16 protein-coding genes, 1 pseudogene and 3 riboswitches are annotated in these 18,563 nt (G+C 43.8%); of the genes and pseudogenes, 10 read left to right on the forward strand and 7 right to left on the reverse strand.

Translation table 11 applies throughout. From position 1 onward, the window contains the following. Positions 1-77: 77 nt before the first annotated feature. The 3 genes from ACQCVE_RS09335 to ACQCVE_RS09345 all read right to left on the reverse strand — a co-directional run bounded on the left by ACQCVE_RS09335 (position 78) and on the right by ACQCVE_RS09345 (position 2,054). Positions 78-740 carry a DUF1129 family protein gene (locus tag ACQCVE_RS09335; protein ID WP_426862573.1) on the reverse strand — a complete coding sequence of 221 codons (663 nt, stop codon included), beginning with the start codon at positions 738-740 and terminating at the stop codon, positions 78-80. Positions 741-743: 3 nt separating this feature from the next. Beyond that, on the reverse strand, positions 744-1,070 hold the full coding sequence (locus tag ACQCVE_RS09340; protein ID WP_426842722.1) for a PadR family transcriptional regulator: 327 nt from the start codon (positions 1,068-1,070) through the stop codon (positions 744-746). 123 nt (positions 1,071-1,193) lie between these two features. Beyond that, the gene (locus ACQCVE_RS09345; protein WP_426842721.1) at positions 1,194-2,054 is read right to left on the reverse strand and encodes an EcsC family protein; all 861 of its coding nucleotides are present in this window, start codon (positions 2,052-2,054) and stop codon (positions 1,194-1,196) included. 255 nt (positions 2,055-2,309) lie between these two features. On the opposite strand from ACQCVE_RS09345, the pseudogene ACQCVE_RS09350 reads away from it, so the two are divergent. From ACQCVE_RS09350 to ACQCVE_RS09370, 5 genes and pseudogenes are all read left to right on the forward strand, one after another. Next, positions 2,310-2,396: pseudogene (locus tag ACQCVE_RS09350) on the forward strand (DUF3970 family protein); the annotation flags it as partial. Positions 2,397-2,435: 39 nt separating this feature from the next. After that, positions 2,436-2,969 (forward strand): GNAT family N-acetyltransferase, encoded by a 534-nt coding sequence (locus ACQCVE_RS09355; protein ID WP_426862575.1) that lies wholly within the window; start codon positions 2,436-2,438, stop codon positions 2,967-2,969. Between the two features lie 45 nt (positions 2,970-3,014). After that, positions 3,015-4,394: a class II fumarate hydratase gene (gene fumC / locus ACQCVE_RS09360; protein WP_426862577.1), complete on the forward strand. Its 1,380-nt coding sequence runs from the start codon at positions 3,015-3,017 to the stop codon at positions 4,392-4,394. 201 nt (positions 4,395-4,595) lie between these two features. Then, the gene (locus tag ACQCVE_RS09365) at positions 4,596-6,065 is read left to right on the forward strand and encodes a UDP-N-acetylmuramoyl-L-alanyl-D-glutamate--2,6-diaminopimelate ligase (protein ID WP_426842718.1); all 1,470 of its coding nucleotides are present in this window, start codon (positions 4,596-4,598) and stop codon (positions 6,063-6,065) included. A gap of 157 nt (positions 6,066-6,222) precedes the next feature. After that, on the forward strand, positions 6,223-7,389 hold the full coding sequence (locus ACQCVE_RS09370; RefSeq protein ID WP_426862579.1) for a D-alanyl-D-alanine carboxypeptidase family protein: 1,167 nt from the start codon (positions 6,223-6,225) through the stop codon (positions 7,387-7,389). 270 nt (positions 7,390-7,659) lie between these two features. Here ACQCVE_RS09370 and ACQCVE_RS09375 read toward each other — a convergent pair whose 3' ends face one another. Then, the gene (locus tag ACQCVE_RS09375; RefSeq protein ID WP_426862580.1) at positions 7,660-9,078 is read right to left on the reverse strand and encodes an amino acid permease; all 1,419 of its coding nucleotides are present in this window, start codon (positions 9,076-9,078) and stop codon (positions 7,660-7,662) included. A gap of 114 nt (positions 9,079-9,192) precedes the next feature. Continuing rightward, positions 9,193-9,370, reverse strand: a riboswitch (Lysine riboswitch). Between the two features lie 208 nt (positions 9,371-9,578). Here ACQCVE_RS09375 and ACQCVE_RS09380 point away from each other — a divergent pair. Then, positions 9,579-9,767: a twin-arginine translocase TatA/TatE family subunit gene (locus ACQCVE_RS09380; RefSeq protein ID WP_426842715.1), complete on the forward strand. Its 189-nt coding sequence runs from the start codon at positions 9,579-9,581 to the stop codon at positions 9,765-9,767. A gap of 342 nt (positions 9,768-10,109) precedes the next feature. On the opposite strand, the gene ACQCVE_RS09385 is transcribed toward ACQCVE_RS09380, so the two are convergent. After that, positions 10,110-11,045: a DUF6612 family protein gene (locus ACQCVE_RS09385; protein WP_426862664.1), complete on the reverse strand. Its 936-nt coding sequence runs from the start codon at positions 11,043-11,045 to the stop codon at positions 10,110-10,112. Positions 11,046-11,273: 228 nt separating this feature from the next. Continuing rightward, positions 11,274-11,413: riboswitch (cyclic di-AMP (ydaO/yuaA leader) on the forward strand. Between the two features lie 169 nt (positions 11,414-11,582). Here ACQCVE_RS09385 and ACQCVE_RS09390 point away from each other — a divergent pair. From ACQCVE_RS09390 to ACQCVE_RS09405, 4 genes are all read left to right on the forward strand, one after another. Beyond that, entirely contained in the window at positions 11,583-12,830 is a 1,248-nt protein-coding gene (locus tag ACQCVE_RS09390; protein WP_426842714.1) for a dicarboxylate/amino acid:cation symporter, read from the forward strand. A 130-nt stretch (positions 12,831-12,960) separates the two neighbouring features. Further along, entirely contained in the window at positions 12,961-13,557 is a 597-nt protein-coding gene (locus ACQCVE_RS09395; protein ID WP_426862582.1) for a DedA family protein, read from the forward strand. 352 nt (positions 13,558-13,909) lie between these two features. Continuing rightward, positions 13,910-14,055: riboswitch (cyclic di-AMP (ydaO/yuaA leader) on the forward strand. A 320-nt stretch (positions 14,056-14,375) separates the two neighbouring features. After that, positions 14,376-15,032, forward strand: a complete 657-nt coding sequence (locus ACQCVE_RS09400; protein WP_426842712.1) for a potassium channel family protein — start codon at positions 14,376-14,378, stop codon at positions 15,030-15,032. Positions 15,033-15,035: 3 nt separating this feature from the next. After that, the gene (locus ACQCVE_RS09405) at positions 15,036-16,361 is read left to right on the forward strand and encodes a TrkH family potassium uptake protein (protein WP_426842711.1); all 1,326 of its coding nucleotides are present in this window, start codon (positions 15,036-15,038) and stop codon (positions 16,359-16,361) included. A 74-nt stretch (positions 16,362-16,435) separates the two neighbouring features. Here ACQCVE_RS09405 and ACQCVE_RS09410 read toward each other — a convergent pair whose 3' ends face one another. Both ACQCVE_RS09410 and ACQCVE_RS09415 read right to left on the reverse strand, forming a co-directional pair. Next, a complete protein-coding gene (locus tag ACQCVE_RS09410; RefSeq protein WP_426862584.1) occupies positions 16,436-17,161 on the reverse strand; it encodes a ZIP family metal transporter in 726 nt (241 codons plus the stop codon). 264 nt (positions 17,162-17,425) lie between these two features. Further along, positions 17,426-18,412: an ABC transporter substrate-binding protein gene (locus tag ACQCVE_RS09415; protein ID WP_426862586.1), complete on the reverse strand. Its 987-nt coding sequence runs from the start codon at positions 18,410-18,412 to the stop codon at positions 17,426-17,428. Positions 18,413-18,563 lie beyond the last annotated feature (151 nt).

The following is an 18,563-nucleotide window of genomic DNA, read 5'->3' on the forward strand; positions in this document are numbered from 1 at the left end:
ACCTCCTGGAAGATTAGTATTGTATTAGCCCCCCGGGAAGCGGGATAAACGAAATTTAGGTTTTGGATGTGCTGCTCCTATTCTTTTATTACATAATAGAGGATCAGGCAGACGATCCCGGCACTCAATGAGCCAAGCCAATCAAGTGGAAAAGAAGGTCCTGTCTCAGGAATCAGCAGGCCGCATGCCACCAGCAGACCTGTCAAAAGTGATCCGGCGATTCCTGCTTTAACAGAGTTTAAATTGTGCGTATTTTTTTTCTTGAATAAAGATTGCTGGATCGTCCGGAAAAAATACAGGATTAACAGCGGCGTAAAAATTAAAATTACGCTGAGCGTTACTCCGGATTTGATCAATGAAACGGAGGGATCAATTGATAGGAAAGGTCCGGCACCTAAAAGAATTAGTCCTCTTCCTGCTAAAATCCAGCCCAATAAATTCATTAGCTGTGAAATATAAAACTTCACTTTGCTTTTTTTGCTGTCCTTTGGAATAAGGGCGATGAGCTCATCTGCATATCCCTTAGGGTCGCTGCCGAATAAAACCTCTGCTTTCTTTCCCTCTTTTTGAGCTTCCAGCAGGTGATCCAGGATTTCCATGAGGATTTCCTCCGTCTGCTGGGCTGATAAAGAAAGCTGCATGCGGAGGTAAAGCAGAAAGTCTGAATAAACCTGCTCGTTTTCATTAGTTAAAAGCCCGCGCTTTTCGTTATTCATTTTAATCAGCTGCTTCGCTTGCATCGTTCAATCCTCTCCTTCAAATAGTAAGCTTACGGGTACAGAGATTTTGTTCCATTCCTGCTTAATGATTTCGAGAGCTTCTTTTCCCTCCTCCGTCAATTCGTAATATTTGCGGTTAGGGCCTGATGGAGACGGCTGCATCTTCCCGAGTATCCAATTGTTCTTCTGAAGTCTAAGCAAGACGGGATAGATTGTCCCCTCGCTTACCTCATTCAGACCTGCTGTCTGAAGTTTTTTGGATAATTCGTAGCCGTAAACCGGCTCTCTTTGAATGACAGCCAGGACACAGCCATCCAAAATGCCTTTTAGCAATTGACTGCGACTTGACACAATCAACCCTCCTTTGCTGTATTGCATAACAAGATAGTGGGGCGTAAAGTTAGCTACCTTGCTAAGCAAAGTAGCTGACTTTACGATACATTTAGTAAGGAATACTGTCAAGAAGATTTTGACTTAATCTCCTGAAGATTCTGTCGAAGTCTCGGCCGTTTCGATTAGAGCCGGATTTGCATCTGTTTCTTCCAGCTCGTCCAGCCTTGCAAGGATTCTTCTTTTTTGGTAAAGCATTGTTCCAGTTTCGGCAAGTTCTTTAATCATGGAGCGATTCGTTAAAGCCCCAAACACCATTCCTGCAATCGGAATCATCTGAAGAAGCTTTTTGATTCCATATGTGTCTCTGTAGGAATACATGACTTCCCTCCACCCTTGAAGCTGGGAAAAGACTTCGGAGGAATCGGTTCTCTTATGAAATCCTGCCAGCTCATTTAGGATGGCCTGTTTTCCAACGATATCCGCTGAAGTAAATTGAAGGCATTTAACGATAAACACCCGCTCTTCTTTTTGCTTCGGATCATATCCGTGGGCAATCGCAATCTCCTGCAGAGTTTTAAGGGAGAGCCCCAAAATAACAGGGATATCCAAAGCGAGAGTGAACATTCCTCCAAATCCTGTAGAAGCTCCTTGAACCGTCGCAAGGTTGCCGCGTGACGCTCTGATTTCTTCACATACCTTTTTCATGTCTGCAACAGGGATCATTGCTGCTTCTTCGATCGTTTCAATTTCTCTCCCTGACTTTTCAGCCAGTTTATTGAGCATCATTTTCTCCTGAGTCAGGTACTTTCCTCCTGACTGAACGTAGCTGCCGATTTCATCCAGAAGAACTCCGATTTTTTTCTGCAGAAAAGCAGGGGTGATCCTGTCTAAAAGCTTAAAAGGGAGCCGGGTGATTTTTTCCCAGAACCATAAGCCCTGCTGATCTTTTTCCCATTTTTCCACTTCAGATAATGAGTGCTGCAGTAATTCTTTCGTTTCCATACAATCTCCCCCTTTTATGGTTAGTAGCTAATAGTACGTATATTCAATCGGCAGGTTTCAGTCTGTCCGATGTCCGGATGGGTTATGCTGCAGGATGAGAGCAGCAGGGACACATTCATTATAGCAGGTGGAGTCAGTAAGTACTCTGGACATTCGGGCTTGTACCCGTTAAGATGATGAAATCATAAAAGAAAAGGAAGATGTTTTTGGCTCAAATACGATTAATGGGCAGCAAGGAAGAACTGGAAGCTTTTCATATGTTCTTTTGAGAGAAATTATTCGGTTTCTTATACATCAAAAGAGTATGGCAGAACAAATCCTAAATACAAACACTCTAAGGATGAGCGGGTTTTTAAAAAACAAGTCTATGGGAGAGTAACCATGAAAAGAATAGGGGAGAGAGTCCGGCTTAGGGAATTGGAAGAAAAGGATGCGGAGCAGCTGTACCCGATTTGGTCTGATCCGGAAGTGGTCCGTTATTTAAATATGCAGGCAGCAGGCACGATAACCGAAGTCAGATCCATGATCTATATTCTTCGGTCACTCTCGGGAAAGAGGAAAGCATTCCGGTGGTCAATTCTTGATCAGAATACGAACGAATTGCTCGGAACATGCGGATTTAACGAGTGGGATGAGGAAAATTCCAGAGGTGAAATTGGCTATGAGCTCGGCATGCCTTATTGGGGCCAGGGTTACATGGCAGAGGCGCTTCAATTGTTGTTTAATCTTTCCTTTAGAGAGATGGGGGCAAACAGGATTGAAGCAAAAGTCGTGCCCGATAATCTAAGTTCGATCGGTCTTCTCAAAAAGCTGAACTTCCGGTACGAGGGAAGGCTGAGGAAATACGAATGGATGAATGGGAAATTTCAGGACGTTGAGCTTTTTTCTTTGCTCAAAGAAGAAATGAGGGATTAAGCGGCAGGTTCATGGGGGAATGAATGAGGGGAGGGATCAATAATCATGCAAACAAGAATTGAGAAGGATACAATGGGGGAAATTGAGGTTCCGGCAGATAAAATGTGGGGAGCCCAGACACAGAGGAGCAAGGAGAACTTTAAAATCGGTACCGAAAAAATGCCGCTGGAAGTTATTTATGCATTTGCCGTTTTAAAACGAAGTGCGGCTGTTTCCAATGAAAAATTAGGAAAGCTTACGGCAGCAAAAGCAGAAGCGATTGTCCAGGCATGTGATGAAATTCTTGATGGGAAGTGGGACGAGCAGTTTCCGCTGGCAGTTTGGCAAACGGGAAGCGGCACTCAAAGCAATATGAATGTAAATGAGGTTGTCGCGAGAAGGGGCAATGAGATTCTTGGTGAAGGGGAAGCCAAAATCCATGCAAATGATGATGTGAACATGAGCCAGAGCTCAAACGATACGTTTCCGACTGCGATGCACATTGCCGCTTTAAGAGCGGTAAAAGACCAGCTCCTTCCTGCTGTGGAACAGCTCCAGAAGACGCTGGAGGAAAAATCCGGTCAGTTTCAGGACATCGTGAAAATTGGCCGGACTCATTTGCAGGATGCGACTCCGATTACACTTGGCCAGGAGATCAGCGGCTGGTCCTATATGCTTGAACGATCAAAGGGAATGATAGAAGAAGGTACTTCCCACTTGCTTAACCTTGCGATAGGAGGAACAGCTGTTGGAACCGGCATCAATGCCCATCCTGAATTTGGGGATGAAGCAGCTCAGGAAATTGCCAGGTATACAGGCTTCCCATTTATTTCTTCTGCGAATAAGTTCCATGCATTAACCTCTCACGATGAAATGGTTTATGCCCATGGAGCCATTAAAGGGCTGGCTGCCGATGCAATGAAAATTGCAAACGATGTGCGCTTTTTAGCCAGCGGCCCCAGATGCGGAATTGGCGAGCTGATTATTCCTGAAAATGAACCTGGAAGCTCCATCATGCCAGGGAAAGTCAACCCGACGCAAAGCGAGGCTTTAACAATGACGGCGGTTCAGGTAATGGGGAATGATGCAGCAATAGGCTTTGCAGCAAGCCAGGGGAACTTTGAATTAAATGTATATAAGCCGGTCATTTTGTATAACTTCCTTCAATCCGTCCGACTGCTTTCAGATGCCCTTCTTTCCTTTAATGAGCACTGTGCCAAAGGGATCCAGCCGAATCATGAGGTGATCGGCAAATACCTTAAAGAATCTCTCATGCTCGTTACGGCATTAAATCCGCACATCGGATATGAAAATGCAGCAAAAATTGCGAAGCATGCCCATAAAGAAGGTCTGACTTTAAAAGAATCGGCTTTGCAGCTTAATCTTCTTACTGAAAAGCAATTTGATGAATATGTCATTCCAGAGCAAATGACTAAACCGAAATAATGACCGTCTCTTATAGGGTGCTGTTTCTCAGAAGCAGCGCCCTTTTCCCATAAGCTTTCATACTCCGCTTCCATGCAATTTCCAGATTATAACTCAGGGTAAACCCTTTTTTCAGCAAATAATAAAATCACCCGGCAAGGATAAAAAACACAGGCGGATTTCGAACCATGTGAAAAAGATAAATGAAGGAGTTTCAACCTTATGAATTTACATCAGCTGCTTTTATCTTCATCCATCCGTCCCGAGCCTGAATTGGAAAATCTTAAATCCATTGAAATAAAAGGGATTACGTCCGATTCAAGATGCGTGAAGGCGGGAGATTTTTTTATTGCCATTTCGGGTCATGACCAGGATGGACACCAATATATCAACGCTGCGATTGAAGCAGGGGCTGTGGCTGTCGCTGGAGAAAAAGCACTTAATAACCTTCCTGTTCCCTATGTTCACCTGAACGACAGCAGAAAGCAGATGGCGGAAATGGCCATCGCTTTTTACGGCAATCCTCAGCAGAAACATAAAATGATCGGAATTACCGGAACGAACGGGAAAACCACGACTGCTTATATGATAAAACATATAGTAGAATCAGCGGGATATTCCTGCGCCCTTTTTGGTTCAATCGCCAATTACATAAATGGAAAATGGTACAGAGCCTCCAATACAACTCCGGACAGCCTCGAGCTTCAGAAATTGCTTCATCTGAGCAGGGATGAGTTTGCAGTGATGGAGGTTTCATCACATGGCATCAGCCAGCATCGCGTGGAAGGCCTTCAATTTGATTACGCGCTGTTTACGAACCTCGACCGGGATCATCTCGATTACCATGATACGATGGAGGAATATTTTCAAGTGAAGTCCCGGCTATTCGCCCAGATGTCCCCTGCAGGGAAGGCGATTGTTAATACGGATACACCGTGGGGAAGGAAGCTTACAGAAAATATAAAGGCAGAAGGACATGATGTTCTGACATTCGGGGAAGGCCTTGAAAATGACCTTAGTTTATCAGAATGGAAGGCAAATACGCTACCGTCTGCCATTTTTAAAGAAACTGAAAATAGAGGTCATTTTATCCAGCTTGCGATTCCAGGTCTTCATAACGTGTTTAATGCAGGACTGGCTTTTCTGGCAGCTCAACAAATCGGGATCGAATCGCGAGTGATTCAAGAGGCGCTGTTAAGCTTTTCCGGAGTTCCCGGCAGGAATGAGATGTATGTGCAGAAGGGCGAGCCTACCTGCATGGTCGATTATGCCCATACTCCTGACGCGCTGTATCATTGTCTGAAAACTGCAAGAGAATGCGGGGCAGAAAATGTTTATCACATTTTTGGCTTCAGGGGAGGGAGAGATGAATCAAAGCGCAGCGAAATGATTCAATTGTCCTCTGATTTGAGTGATGGATACATTCTGACACAGGATGATGCCAACGGTGTACCCGAGCATGAATTAATGGATGAATTAATCAGGCTTCAGGAAACATTCGGCAGTGAGAAGGGATCTCTTATTCCTGACCGTACTATGGCTATCAAGCATATGTTTAAGATTGCAAAACCAAAGGACTGGATTGTCGTTACGGGTAAGGGGGACGAGCCCTATCAGCAGCAATTTGAGCTGCCTGCAGCAACAGATGGAGAAACGATCCGGTATCTTCAAAAAAAACTGATTCAGAAATGAAAAAAAGGAACCCGGGATGCTGCAGGGTTCCTTTTTTTGTTTTCATCCATGTAAGAATATGCAGCGAATTCAATTAATTTACATTGTTTTCAGATTGTGAAGTTGATATTCTAGAAAAGGACTAACTATGAACGGAACAGATAAGGAGAGTAAATCCATGAAGCAGATCCTGCACACGATGATCGCGGCTTTCACACTATTCATTATCATGCACCCGGACAAAGCAAGCGGCATTAAGGATCCTGACCTTTCGCTGAAAAGTGAAGGAGCCGTTTTAATGGATGCAAAAACTGGGCGTATTTTATACGAAAAGAATGGTCATGCTTCTATGTACCCTGCGAGTATTACAAAAATCGCAACCGCTATTTATGCAATTGAAAACGGGGATTTGGATGAAATCGTAACAGTAAGTGAAAAGGCCAGGAATGCAGAAGGGACTAAAGTTTTTCTGGAAGAAGGAGAGCAGGTTCCTCTTAAACGGCTGATTCAGGGAATGCTGATTAACTCCGGAAATGATGCGGCAATTGCTATAGCTGAACATATGAGCGGAAATGTCGAGCAGTTTTCGAAGGATTTGAATGAATATTTACTAAAAGACGTTGGGGTTGAGCAAACGAACTTTGTAAATCCAAGCGGTCTGTTTGATCCGGACCATCGGACAACTGCAGCGGATATGGGCAAAATAACAAAGTATGCCATAAAGAATGAGCAATTTGCAGAAATTTTTGGAACAAAATCTATGGAATGGGAAGGGGAGACCTGGCAAACGACTCTTTTAACCCACCATAAAATGCTGAAGCAGCGGCCTTATGAAGGGGTGACGGGCGGAAAGAACGGGTTCGTGTCCCAATCAGGCTTTACCCTTGTTACAGCAGCGCAAAAAAATGGGTTAAGCTTAATTGCAGTAACACTAAAGTCCCCTAATGACAGTGGTACGTATAATGATACAGAAAAATTACTTGATTATGGATTTGGACACTTTGAAACGAAAGAAATCGCGCCTGCGGCTTCGCTTGTAAATGATAAAAAAGAACCGCTTCAACTAACGGAACCTATTCCCTATACTAAAGGCAAAGATGAAAAGGTGACAACAAAGATAAATCGGCTAAATGAGCTGGTTGTACACGGCGAGGATGGGCAGGAACTGGCTTCAGCAAAACTGGAACCCGCTATTCCGGAAGGCCAGGGCATCAGTCAAAATCTGCAGGAAAATAAAGAAGAAGAGGACAAGTACTTCAGCAGTCATTTTTTCCTGGCAGCAATTGCAGCCTTCCTTTTAGTGACCTTTATTAGCGGTACTTTATATTGGCAGACGAAAAGATAGCAAAAAGTCCATTAGGGCTTTTTGTTATACAGCTCAAAAATAGCGAACAGGACAGTATAACAAGATTATAAAGAAAGACATCCTGGAATAAAGATACTTAAAATCAGCTTAAAAGAATGGCTATCATGAGACATGGTGCTGATTGCCACAGTACCTGTTAATTGGAGCGGAAGGCTTACGCAAGCCTGCTGCAATCAAAAGCTGAGTTGAATAGAATAAGAAAAAGCCCGGGAATGCTTATTCAGCACTCCCGGGCTTTATTTTACAGATTTATAGTGTGCCGGAATCTGAATCCGGCTGTTTATGCTTCTTCCGATTAAGAAGAGGATACACAATCAGGCCTGCAAGGAAGAGACCGATGCCGAGGAAGAATGTCTTAAGGTCTGACGTTCCGGAGATGATAACGTACACACTGTAGATCAGCGCCAGTGAAGCAATCAATCCTTCTCTTACTCTGGATCCTTTGATTTCGCTGAACGTTTCGCCGTTTAAAACGAGCTTTAAATAATAGATAGAAGAAACAAGGTATGGAATCAGATAGGCAAGTGTAGCTGAAGTTGTAAGGAACGTGTAAGCTTCACTGATTGTGCCTGAGATAACTGAAAAGATAAACAGCTGTGACATGATATTGGTAATCGTGAGGGAAACCACAGGGCTTCCTTTTTTATTGTTTTTTCCGAATGCAGCCGGGAAAATTCCAGACTTGGCTGCCTGGTAGGCGACTTCTGAGCTCATTAAAATCCAGCCCAGAGTAGAACCGAATAAGGAGATAAGGGCAAGAATGGCCATCGCTGTCCCGCCGGCGTCTCCAAGGAAAAGAGCGAGAACATCAACAAATGGCTTGTCAGACTGCATTAATTCTTCTCTTGGAATAACACCCATTGTAAGCAATGTCGTAATCATATAAATGGATAGCGCAACCAGCAATCCAAAAATCGTTGCTTTTTTTACATCTGACTGGGAGCGGGCACGCCCGGACAGGATCACAGCCGATTCGATTCCTACAAAAGCCCAGAGGGTTGAAACAGCTGCAAGCTGTACCTGCTTAAAAAGTCCTTGTGGTTCCCCGTTTGATTGGACTTCGAAGTACCATTCTCCAGTGCTTGCTCCCTGAAATGCGAACAGGGCAGCGCCAATAAAGAGCATAAAGCCGATTACCTTCGATGCGGTAGCAGCAAAATTCAGCCGGCCTGCTGCATTCAAATTGTTCACAAGAATTGTATGAGTTCCCCATAATAAGATGGTGCAAACAGCAAAAGTAATCAGCCGGCCTTGTTCGATTTCCTGAGGCCCGACAGAAAAGAGGACGGTCGTATCTTTCATGATTGGAAGAAATGCCGATAAGTAACCTGCAAAGCTTGTGATGATGGCAACATTGCTGATCCAGTTTGCTACCCAGTAGCCCCACACCATACTAAATCCTGCAGCCTTTCCGGTTTTCTCTGATTTAAACATGGCCCTTGCGTAGCTTTGAGGCCCCCCGGTTAACTCCGGCTTTCTCACCGAAAGATTTCCAAATACGAGGGCAATCATTAAGACCCCGAGGCCGGTAACCAGCCATGCAGAGGCTACTCCCATAGGACTGGCCATTTGTGCAAGTGTGCTCGGAAGCATGAAAATGCCGGATCCGACCATATTTCCGATTACAAAAGCAGATAGCAGCCAAAAGCCCCATTTTTTTTGTTCCATTGTAAATCCTCCTTATATGATTTGCTGCTTAAAGGAAGATGGAGGACGTTATGCACATAAATAAAAAAGCATGGAGCAATCCATGCGTTTCCTATACATAGTCGCCTCAACCTATCTCCTGATAGCGCTCCGCGATGAATACTGCGGCAGTCCTGTATTTATTAAATACAGGCCCAGCAAGGACTGATGATTGGTATCAGCTTGCTTCGGCACCTTTTCCTTTCAACAGACATCAACAGCCCCAACGGCTTCAGCCCGGTTACTAATAATTGGTGCAACCTCTACCTCACCGAGATATGGAGTGAGGATTTTTCTTATTGAATTATGATACTTGAAAATGATAAATGATTTCATAAGAATCGTCAATGGAAACATCAGATTACCTTAACCTTCCACCTGCGAATCCGTCAGAAAATTATAAGTATTCTCTTGGTTTTTCCCAGTAAATCACCTATAATTTAATCAAGACTGACAAACTGTAACACAAAGGGGATTAGAATATGGGCAGTTTGGGATTTGGAGAAATCTTATTGATACTAGTGGTGGCACTGCTGCTGTTTGGACCAAAAAAGCTTCCGGAGCTTGGGAAAGCAGCAGGAAGAACGCTCCGGGAATTCAAAAATGCTACCCGCGGGATGATGGACGAGGATGAAGAAAAAGCAAAAAAGACAGATGAAAATCGTATCTAATAGATAGAAAATGAACCGGCATAAGGCAGCCGGTTCATTTTTTAATTGGCTATGTTAAAGCATGGGGCTGATTACTAAAACCTGTTGACTGAAAAGAAGGGCGTGAGCCTTTACGTTTGAGAGCGGCAGGATAGGGCAGATCCCGCTGCCGCATAGCGGCAAGGAGGCTTACCGCCCGCCCAAAGATAAACGAACGCCTGCTGGCTGTAATCAAAAGCTAAATTAACAGAGCCTTTTATTTAGATTGGATATCCGTATGGATAAGCTTTAAACGGGCTAACCATTTGACGGTGGGGGTTCTTCGCAGTCACACTAGTCCACCGGCAAGTCCAATTTGATTATTTACTCCATTGGCTGTGCAGAATCGGTTACTTCTTCAGGGACTTCCAGGTCATTCAGTTCATTGTACTTGCTGAACGTGCCATCGACTTTCTGATCGAGGGCAATGGTTTGGCCTTCAACATCTACTGTCATTGACATCATGACAGTTGTAGTATTCTGCAAGAAGGTCTCTTTATCAATTGAATAAGAGAGCTTTAAATCAGTTAATTCTGCAGATGCACCGTCTACGCCAAGAGAAGAAGTAATTTGATTAACCATATCTCCATAAAGATTTAGGAATTCTTCCTTCGGTTCATCAATAGAAATGATGTATTCACTGTCTTCTTCTTTGACCTTAATATCTCCTGCAACTTCTTGTAATCCTTCCAAATCAGCCGCCGGGTTTGATTGAGCTTCAGATCGTACCATTGGGTTATTAGGATCTGTGGCCATTACGGCCCACTCTCCGCCATTTTGAGATACATAAGAGTTGTCTTTGGTTACATATGATTCAAAAGAAAATTCAGACCCGTCTGCTGCAGATTTCGTTGTATTTACAGTGTGGATCAGCATTGGATCCATATTTTGCTCTATTTGCATAGAGGCATCCGTTTTGATTTCTTGCTGTCCATCATCAACAGTCTGGTCCACTGTCATTTCACTGGAGAAGCTCTTCACATCTTCATAAGCCGCAATCGACTTTTCCAAAACCTGTTCTGCAGTTAATTCTTCTGCAGGCTGTTCTTCTGATTTTTCTGTTTCTTCCGCTGCAGGCTCCTCAGCTTCTGCTGCTTCTGCTTCTTTTGTTTCTGTTCCATTTTCAGACGCTTCATCCTCTTTTGACCCTGTAGCTGTTTTCTCCTCTTTGGGAGCGGCAGTTGTTTCTTCCTTCGCCGTACCGCAACCGAATAAAACCAATGAAAGGATCAAAAACATGGAAGAAAGTTTTGCTGTCATTTTCAAATGTGTCACTCTCCAGTCGTTTTTTTATACAGCCTTTGGGACTGCTAACATAAAATTCCATACCCTTGGTTTTCATAAACCAAACAGAAATTTAAGATAAAATACCTGTTTTATTTAAAAAAATTTCTATTATACCCTTATTTTGGAATAAAATGACGATTTTTCTCGAAAAATTGTAATTGCAAATTGACAAACTATTCGTATATAATGAAACTACAAAATCATATTTATGCGCTTAATCCCACACGGGAACGGGGGAACCAATCAGTGCGGCCGCACTAGGGGTGAATCCTTTTACAGGTAGGACATATTCTCTTCGTCCGAATCCGACAGCTAACCTCGTAAGCCTAAGAAGAGACGCTTCAGTGGAATGTCAAGCTACGGATCCGAAATTTGACCCTATAAGCCGCGAGATCTCTTCTCGCGGCTTTTTTGCGTATTTTCCAGAATGGGTTTTACAAGCATCTTGTTTTGGGTAAATCTGCTAGGCTACACTTCTAATCTAACAATTCGTAAAACGGGAGGTCATTTATGAAACTAGCGACGAAAATTATTATTGGACTTATTGCCGGAGCTATTGTCGGAATTATTTTAAACGTTACTTCTCCGGATTTATTTAAACAGCTGGATACGTTCCTATTTACTCCGCTTGGACGCATCTTCCTGAATTTAATAAACATGCTCGTTGTTCCCATTGTCTTCTTCTCTATTACTCTTGGTGTAGCAGGCCTTGGAGATCCGAAGAAGCTTGGAAGAATCGGCTTGAAGACCATTGGGTTTTTCCTTTCGACAACAGCTATTGCAATTACAATTGCACTGGGTTTGGCACTCATCATCCAGCCTGGAAATGCTGGGGAGTTTAATACGGAAAGTGCCAGCTATGAAGCGCAGGAAGCTCCTTCCGTTTCAGATACACTGCTGAATATTTTCCCGAAAAATCCAATTGAAGCAATGGCGAGCGGCAACATGCTTCAAATCATCGCATTCTCTGTATTTATTGGAGTTGGAATTGCGATTCTTGGGGAGAAAACATCTGCTCTGAAAAAGGTCCTTGAACAAGGAAATGAGCTAATGATGTATCTTGTCGGGCTTGTTATGAAATTTGCGCCATACGGGACGTTTGGTCTGATTGCGACAGCAATTGGCAGCCAGGGATTCGATGCGATTAAAGCGATGGGAGTTTATTTTATCGTCGTTCTTATTGCACTTATTGTTCACGCAATCGTGACGTATGGTTCCAGTGTCATGATCTTTGCGAAAAAGAATCCAATCTGGTTCTTTAAAGGATTTGCACCGGCAATGACCGTTGGCTTCAGTACGTCAAGCAGTAATGCGACTCTTCCGCTTTCGATGGAAACAGCCCAGAAAAATCTTGGCGTTCCAAAGCAAATCAGCGGATTTGTTCAGCCTCTTGGGGCAACCATTAATATGGATGGAACGGCGATCATGCAAGGGGTGGCTACAGTATTTATAGCCCAGGTTTATGGGGTGGATTTAACGATCACGGCTCTATTGACCGTTGTTCTTACAGCTGTCCTTGCAAGTATCGGAACGGCGGGGGTTCCTGGAGTAGGATTAATTATGCTGGCACTTGTCCTGAATTCAGTTAATCTTCCAGTAGAGGGGATAGCCTTAATACTTGGAATCGACCGTCTTCTTGATATGGCCAGAACTTCACTTAACATTACCGGGGATGCCGCATGCGCAGTAATCGTGGCAGAGACGGAAAAGAAGAATGGAAGCCTGCCAACTGAAGAAAAAGTTGTGCAAAGCATGTAAATCTTTCAGGAGAAAAGCCGGCAGCGGTAAAGCTGCCGGCTTTTTGTATGACCGGAAATTTTCTGCAGAATACTTGTCTTTTTCAGACGTATAGTAGAATAAAGGATTTTAAGGTGCAAAGGAGCAGCATATGAAAGAATTTATTTTTAGTATGTTGGAGGGACTTGCTGATTTAGGCTACTTTGGAATTGCCATTGGCTTGATGATTGAAATGATTCCAAGTGAGATTGTGCTTGGTTATGGAGGATATCTGGTCTCCTTAGGGAGAATAGGATTTGCCGGAGCTGTTGCAGCTGGAGTAATTGGAGGAACACTGGCTCAGCTGTTTCTTTATTGGCTTGGGTATTACGGGGGCCGTCCGATTCTAGAGAAATACGGGAAGTATCTTCTCGTCAATAAAAAACACCTCGACTTATCCGAGCAATGGTTTGGAAAATACGGAACAGGGGTCATTTTTTTCGCGCGGTTTATTCCTGTTGTAAGGCATGCCATCTCGATTCCGGCGGGCGTAGCCAAAATGCCTGTTTGGAAATTTACAGTGTATACTGTTGCAGCCATGATCCCGTGGACCATTTTATTTTTAATTCTCGGCATTCAGCTTGGAAGCAACTGGATGCATATTAAGGAAGCTGCTCAGCCCTATATGATTCCGCTTATTATTATATTTTTGATGGTCATAGCCGTTTATCTGTTTGCTAAAAGCGCAAATAAAAGAAAAACAGCTTAAACTCTGCGGCTGCAGAGTTTTTTATTATGTTTATTGGATTAGCTTATCTATAAGCGGTGCTGAGTCATGGGGAAGGCATGAGACCGGTATCGCCCGTCACGGTTAAAAATCTCTGGTTTGAACAACGGCAGGAAAAGTCTCTTCAAGCTTTACTTCAGTAAAAGCGTAAATTTTCATATGATAATCAGGCGCAGGAACCAGTAAATCGAAGGCTGGTTAAGCAATAGGCTGTAATAGGCCGGAAAACTCATCATAAGCAGATAAAATGAAGATATAGAGGTTATTTTCGTTCTTTACTCTGGTTTGTAACAGGAGTAATATACTCTCGTAATTATTTATTATCATTGTTTCACTACCTATATCGCTTAATCCTTAATGGAGCGGGGGACCCATGGACGTGTGGCGGATAATCGCCGCTTGGGGTGAATTCTCTAGCAGAAAGGGCTACTTCCATGCCCTAACCCGACAGCTAACCCCGTAAGCGTTTGGAGAGGCCGATGGAACTTGTGTCGAGTTAAGCACAGGGGCAGTCCTCTGTGCTTTTTTGTGTGGATTTTTTTAAACAGCTTAGTTAAATCAGGCTGTTGATTGCAGCTGGCAGGCGTTCCCTTATCCTTGGGAGGGCGGTGAGTCTTTCCCGATCCCCCAAGTGCAGGGTTTTACGCTCTGCGCCCCAATCAACAGATGTTAAAAAGCTTTAGGGCATAGCCTTTTTAGCAGAAGGCGTAAGGGCGTTGTTTTCAGTAATCTCCCACTTCGAAAGTTCACTGGAAATGAAGTGTGGAAGATTCAATCTAACTTAGAGGGAGATTTCACCGGTGGATAAACAATTTGCAGTTTTTGGATTAGGACGCTTTGGAGGCAGCCTCGTAAAAGAATTCCACGAGCTTGGGAGAGAGGTTCTGGCCGTAGATAAAAACCTCGACCGGGTTCAGCGGTATGCTGCCTATGCGACCCATTCAGTGCAGGCTAATTCTATGGATGAGGAAGCGCTAAAACAGCTTGGAGTCAGAAATGTGGACCATGCCTTTGTGTCTCTTGGAGGTGATATCGAGGGGAGTATCCTGACTTCTTTGCTGTTAAAAGAACTGGGGATCCCGGAAGTGTGGGCGAAGGCTCAAAATGATTACCATCAGCGGGTTCTTGATAAAATCGGTGTCAATCGGGTGATCCATCCGGAAAGGGATATGGCAAAAAGGATTGCCCATCACATAAGTTCTGAAAAAATGATTGATTACATCGAGCTCTCAAAGGAACACAGCCTGGCGGAATTGATGGTGACAGATAAAATAAACAGAAAATCGCTGCTGGAATTAGACGTCCGATCCAAGTTCGGCTGCAACATTGTGGGAATTCAACGGAATGAAGATATGATCGTATCTCCTGCTGAAGAAGAAACCGTAAAAAAAGGCGATATACTGCTTGTTATCGGTAAAAATAAGGACATCTCACGTTTTGAGGAAGAAGGAATGTAGCCTATGAAATTCCCCAGAGTCATAAAGCTTAAACCATCGCAGCTGCTTGTGCTTATATTCTCCGTTGCGATTGCCGCGGGGACATGTTTGCTTAAGCTTCCTTATTCCACAACAGAAGGAATCTCATGGGTGGATGCTCTATTTGTTGCCACCTCAGCCATGACTGTGACCGGTCTGTCGAGTGTCGATCCAAGTACAGCATTTACAGTCTTCGGCCAGAGCATCATTGCTCTTCTCATCCAGCTTGGGGGACTTGGAATTATGTCTTTTGCCGTGCTGATCTATATGGTTCTTGGAAGAAAAGTTGGGATGAAGGACCGTATGATCATCCAGCAGGCTCTAAATCAGACGAATTTAGGCGGGGTTATACGCCTCGTGAAATACATGTTCATTTTTGCATTTGCTATAGAGTTTATTGCCATGATCTTTCTCGCTTTTGTATGGGTCCCTGAACTAGGATGGGGAAAAGGATTGTTTTATAGCTTATTCCATGCAATTTCAGCATTTAATAATGCAGGTTTTGGTCTGTTTTCAGATAACTTAATTGGTTATGTTGGAAACCCTGTTATTAATGTTGTAATCAGTCTGCTTTTTATTATTGGAGGAATTGGCTTTACAGTTTTAGTAGATGTCTGGCAAAAAAAGAAGTTCAAAAAATTCAGCCTCCATACGAAAATCATGCTGATTGCTACGCTTGTTATTAACTTAGTATCCATGCTGATTCTTTTCATTCTGGAATACGGCAATCCGGGAACACTTGGCTCTCTATCCCTTGGAGATAAACTTTGGGCTTCCTGGTTCCAGGCGGCTTCTCCAAGAACGGCAGGCTTCAATACATTGGATATGGCACAAATGCATGAAGCGTCGCTTTTCTATATTATTGTCCTGATGTTTATCGGGGCGGGAAGCGCCTCCACAGGAGGGGGGATAAAGCTTACAACCGCACTGGTGATTTTTCTGGCAACGATTACTTTTTTAAGAGGGAAAAAAGATATTCTGATCGGCAACCGGTCACTTGACGGCGGGTATATAGTCAGAGCCTTATCAATCAGTATCGTATCAATCCTTTTCATTATCGGGGCTGTTTTTATGATGACCATCACTGAGGATGAAGCCTTTTTGGAAATATTATTTGAAGTTGTTTCCGCATTTGGAACAGTCGGGCTCTCAATGGGGATTACAGGCTCCATTTCATCCTTTGGTAAAATCATTCTGATCATGATTATGTTTTTAGGGAAGCTGGGTCCGCTAACCCTGATTTACTCGCTCGCCACTCCGGCTGGAAAACAGATTGTCCGGTATCCGAAGGAGGACATTTTAACAGGGTAAGACGGCCGTACTTTGCAAAAACAACCGAGGCTGAAGATTTTTTAGCTTTGTGCTGCAAATGATTGATTCTCTTTTCAAAGCTGGGATAAAAGCATGGAACAAAGTACTCCCAGCGAGGTAATCATTCCGACGATCGGTCCGCCTTCCTCGAACGCTTCCGGCATCATGGTGGAGGCAACCATAGCAATGATGCCTCCAGCAGCAAACGCGCCTATGGCGGCAGTGAAAACAGGAGAAGCATCTTGAAGCATCGTGTAGCCCAGGAGAGAACTGACCGTAGCCAGAAAAACGACGGTCATCCACATAAATAAAATTTTTCTGCGGGAATATCCATCCTTCATCAAACCCGTGGTGCTTGAGAGTCCCTCTGGGAAGTTGCTGATAAAAACAGCAGCGACCATCAAAATGCTGACGCTGCCCTGCTGAAGGATGCTTACCCCAATAATGACAGACTCCGGGACGGCATCGATAACAGTCCCGATAAAAATGGAGATGCCTGAATGATTTTCAGGGTTTTCTTTAGAGCGTTTCCGCTGATGGCCGCCTTTTCCTGCAATCATGCTTTCGCTGACGGTGAACAATAAAGCACCTGCAAGAAAGCCGGCCGCAGTCGCATTCATGCCCCCTCCTTCAAGCGATTCCTGCAGCAGATCAAATGATGCTGCCCCGATTAGCACCCCGGTTCCAAAAGACATGATCCATCCAACCATCCTGCGAGGGATTTTTTGCATCATCCCCAGCAGTGCTCCAATCAGAATGGAAGAGCCTGCAAATGCTCCCCATAAAGCTGCCTGTCCCATTTTTTCACCTGCCGATTCATTTAAATCTTAGTTTTATCTTTACCCTAAGGGGAAATCCCATATTCTTATTTTTTCCACTTGCTGCATGGGACAGGGGGGACATTGAAGGCGTATGTTAGCAGGCTCGTTTAATGGAGAGGTTTTTAGCAGGACCGCTCTCTTGAACAATGCCTGGCGGGACCCTTCAGCTATATAGGGAACTGCGCAAAAAAAGCTTCCGCTGAAAGGATGCTGTGTCCTTACCACGGAAGCTTTTTGCAAAAATTATTTTTCTACAACATATTCTTCAATTTCATCAAGCATCTTGTTAGCAGCGATTACCCCGCCGGCAGTATTCCAGATCGCATCGTCTACCTGATAAGCCTTCCCGTTTTTAACGGCATCCAAATTCTTCCAAAGGGGATCCTTTGTAAACTCTTCTTCGGTTTTAACGGCTTCTGTATCGCCTTCAGGTGCATACGTAAAGTAAAAGAGAAGATCGCCATCCATCTCAGGAATCGCTTCCTTACCTACTTCTCTCATGAATTGATCCTCCTGGTCGCTGGCAAACAGTTTATCAGCTGCTTCAGTGTGCTTCATGCCAAGCTGATCGAAAATCACTCCGGAAAATGAATCTTTATAATATATTCGTGTCGTTCCCGCCATAAAGCGAACAACCGATACTTTTTGTGAAAGTTTATCACCGGCTTCTTCTTTAATGGAATCAATCCGTCCATCAAAATCTGCAATGACCTTCTTTCCTTCTTCTTCACGGTCCAGAGCCTTTGAGTAAAGAGTGAAGTTTTCTTTCCAGTCTCCTCGAAGAGTTTCAGATAAAACAGTAGGTGCAATGGCACTAAGTTTTTCATAAACCGCTTCCTGGCGCATTTTGTTTCCGATAATTAAATCCGGTTTAAGAGCTGCGATCGCTTCTACATTGACCTCACTCTCTGTGCCGACTACTTTAACATCCTTCATATCTTCTTTAATATGGTCATACCATGGATCGCCAAGCCAGGATTGAACCGCTCCAACGGGTTTTACACCCATTGCAAGGGCTGCTTCCGTACCCTCGTTCGTCAAAACTACGACCCTTTCAGGCTTTTTGGGAATTTTTGCTTCTCCCATCGCATGCTTCACTGTGTATGCTTCCTCAGGAGCCGCTTCTTCTTTCTGGCTCTCCGTATTGCCGCCGCAGGCTGCCAGCAGCATGGTAAGACTGAGAATGAGTGCAAAAACGCTCAACCAGGACTTTCTATATGTATTCTTCATGAAAAAACCCCCCATTTGATAATGATTTTCATTTACAATTAAAATAATAAGTTTAGTTTGTATGCGATGTCAATATGTAATTGAAAATGATTTTCAAATTCATTCTCATTTGATACAATAACCGTAGACTTGATAAGTCAATAAACGTTGG

Origin of the sequence: Metabacillus sp. 113a (assembly GCF_050107635.1) — a bacterium.
Classification (GTDB): domain Bacteria; phylum Bacillota; class Bacilli; order Bacillales; family Bacillaceae; genus Metabacillus_B.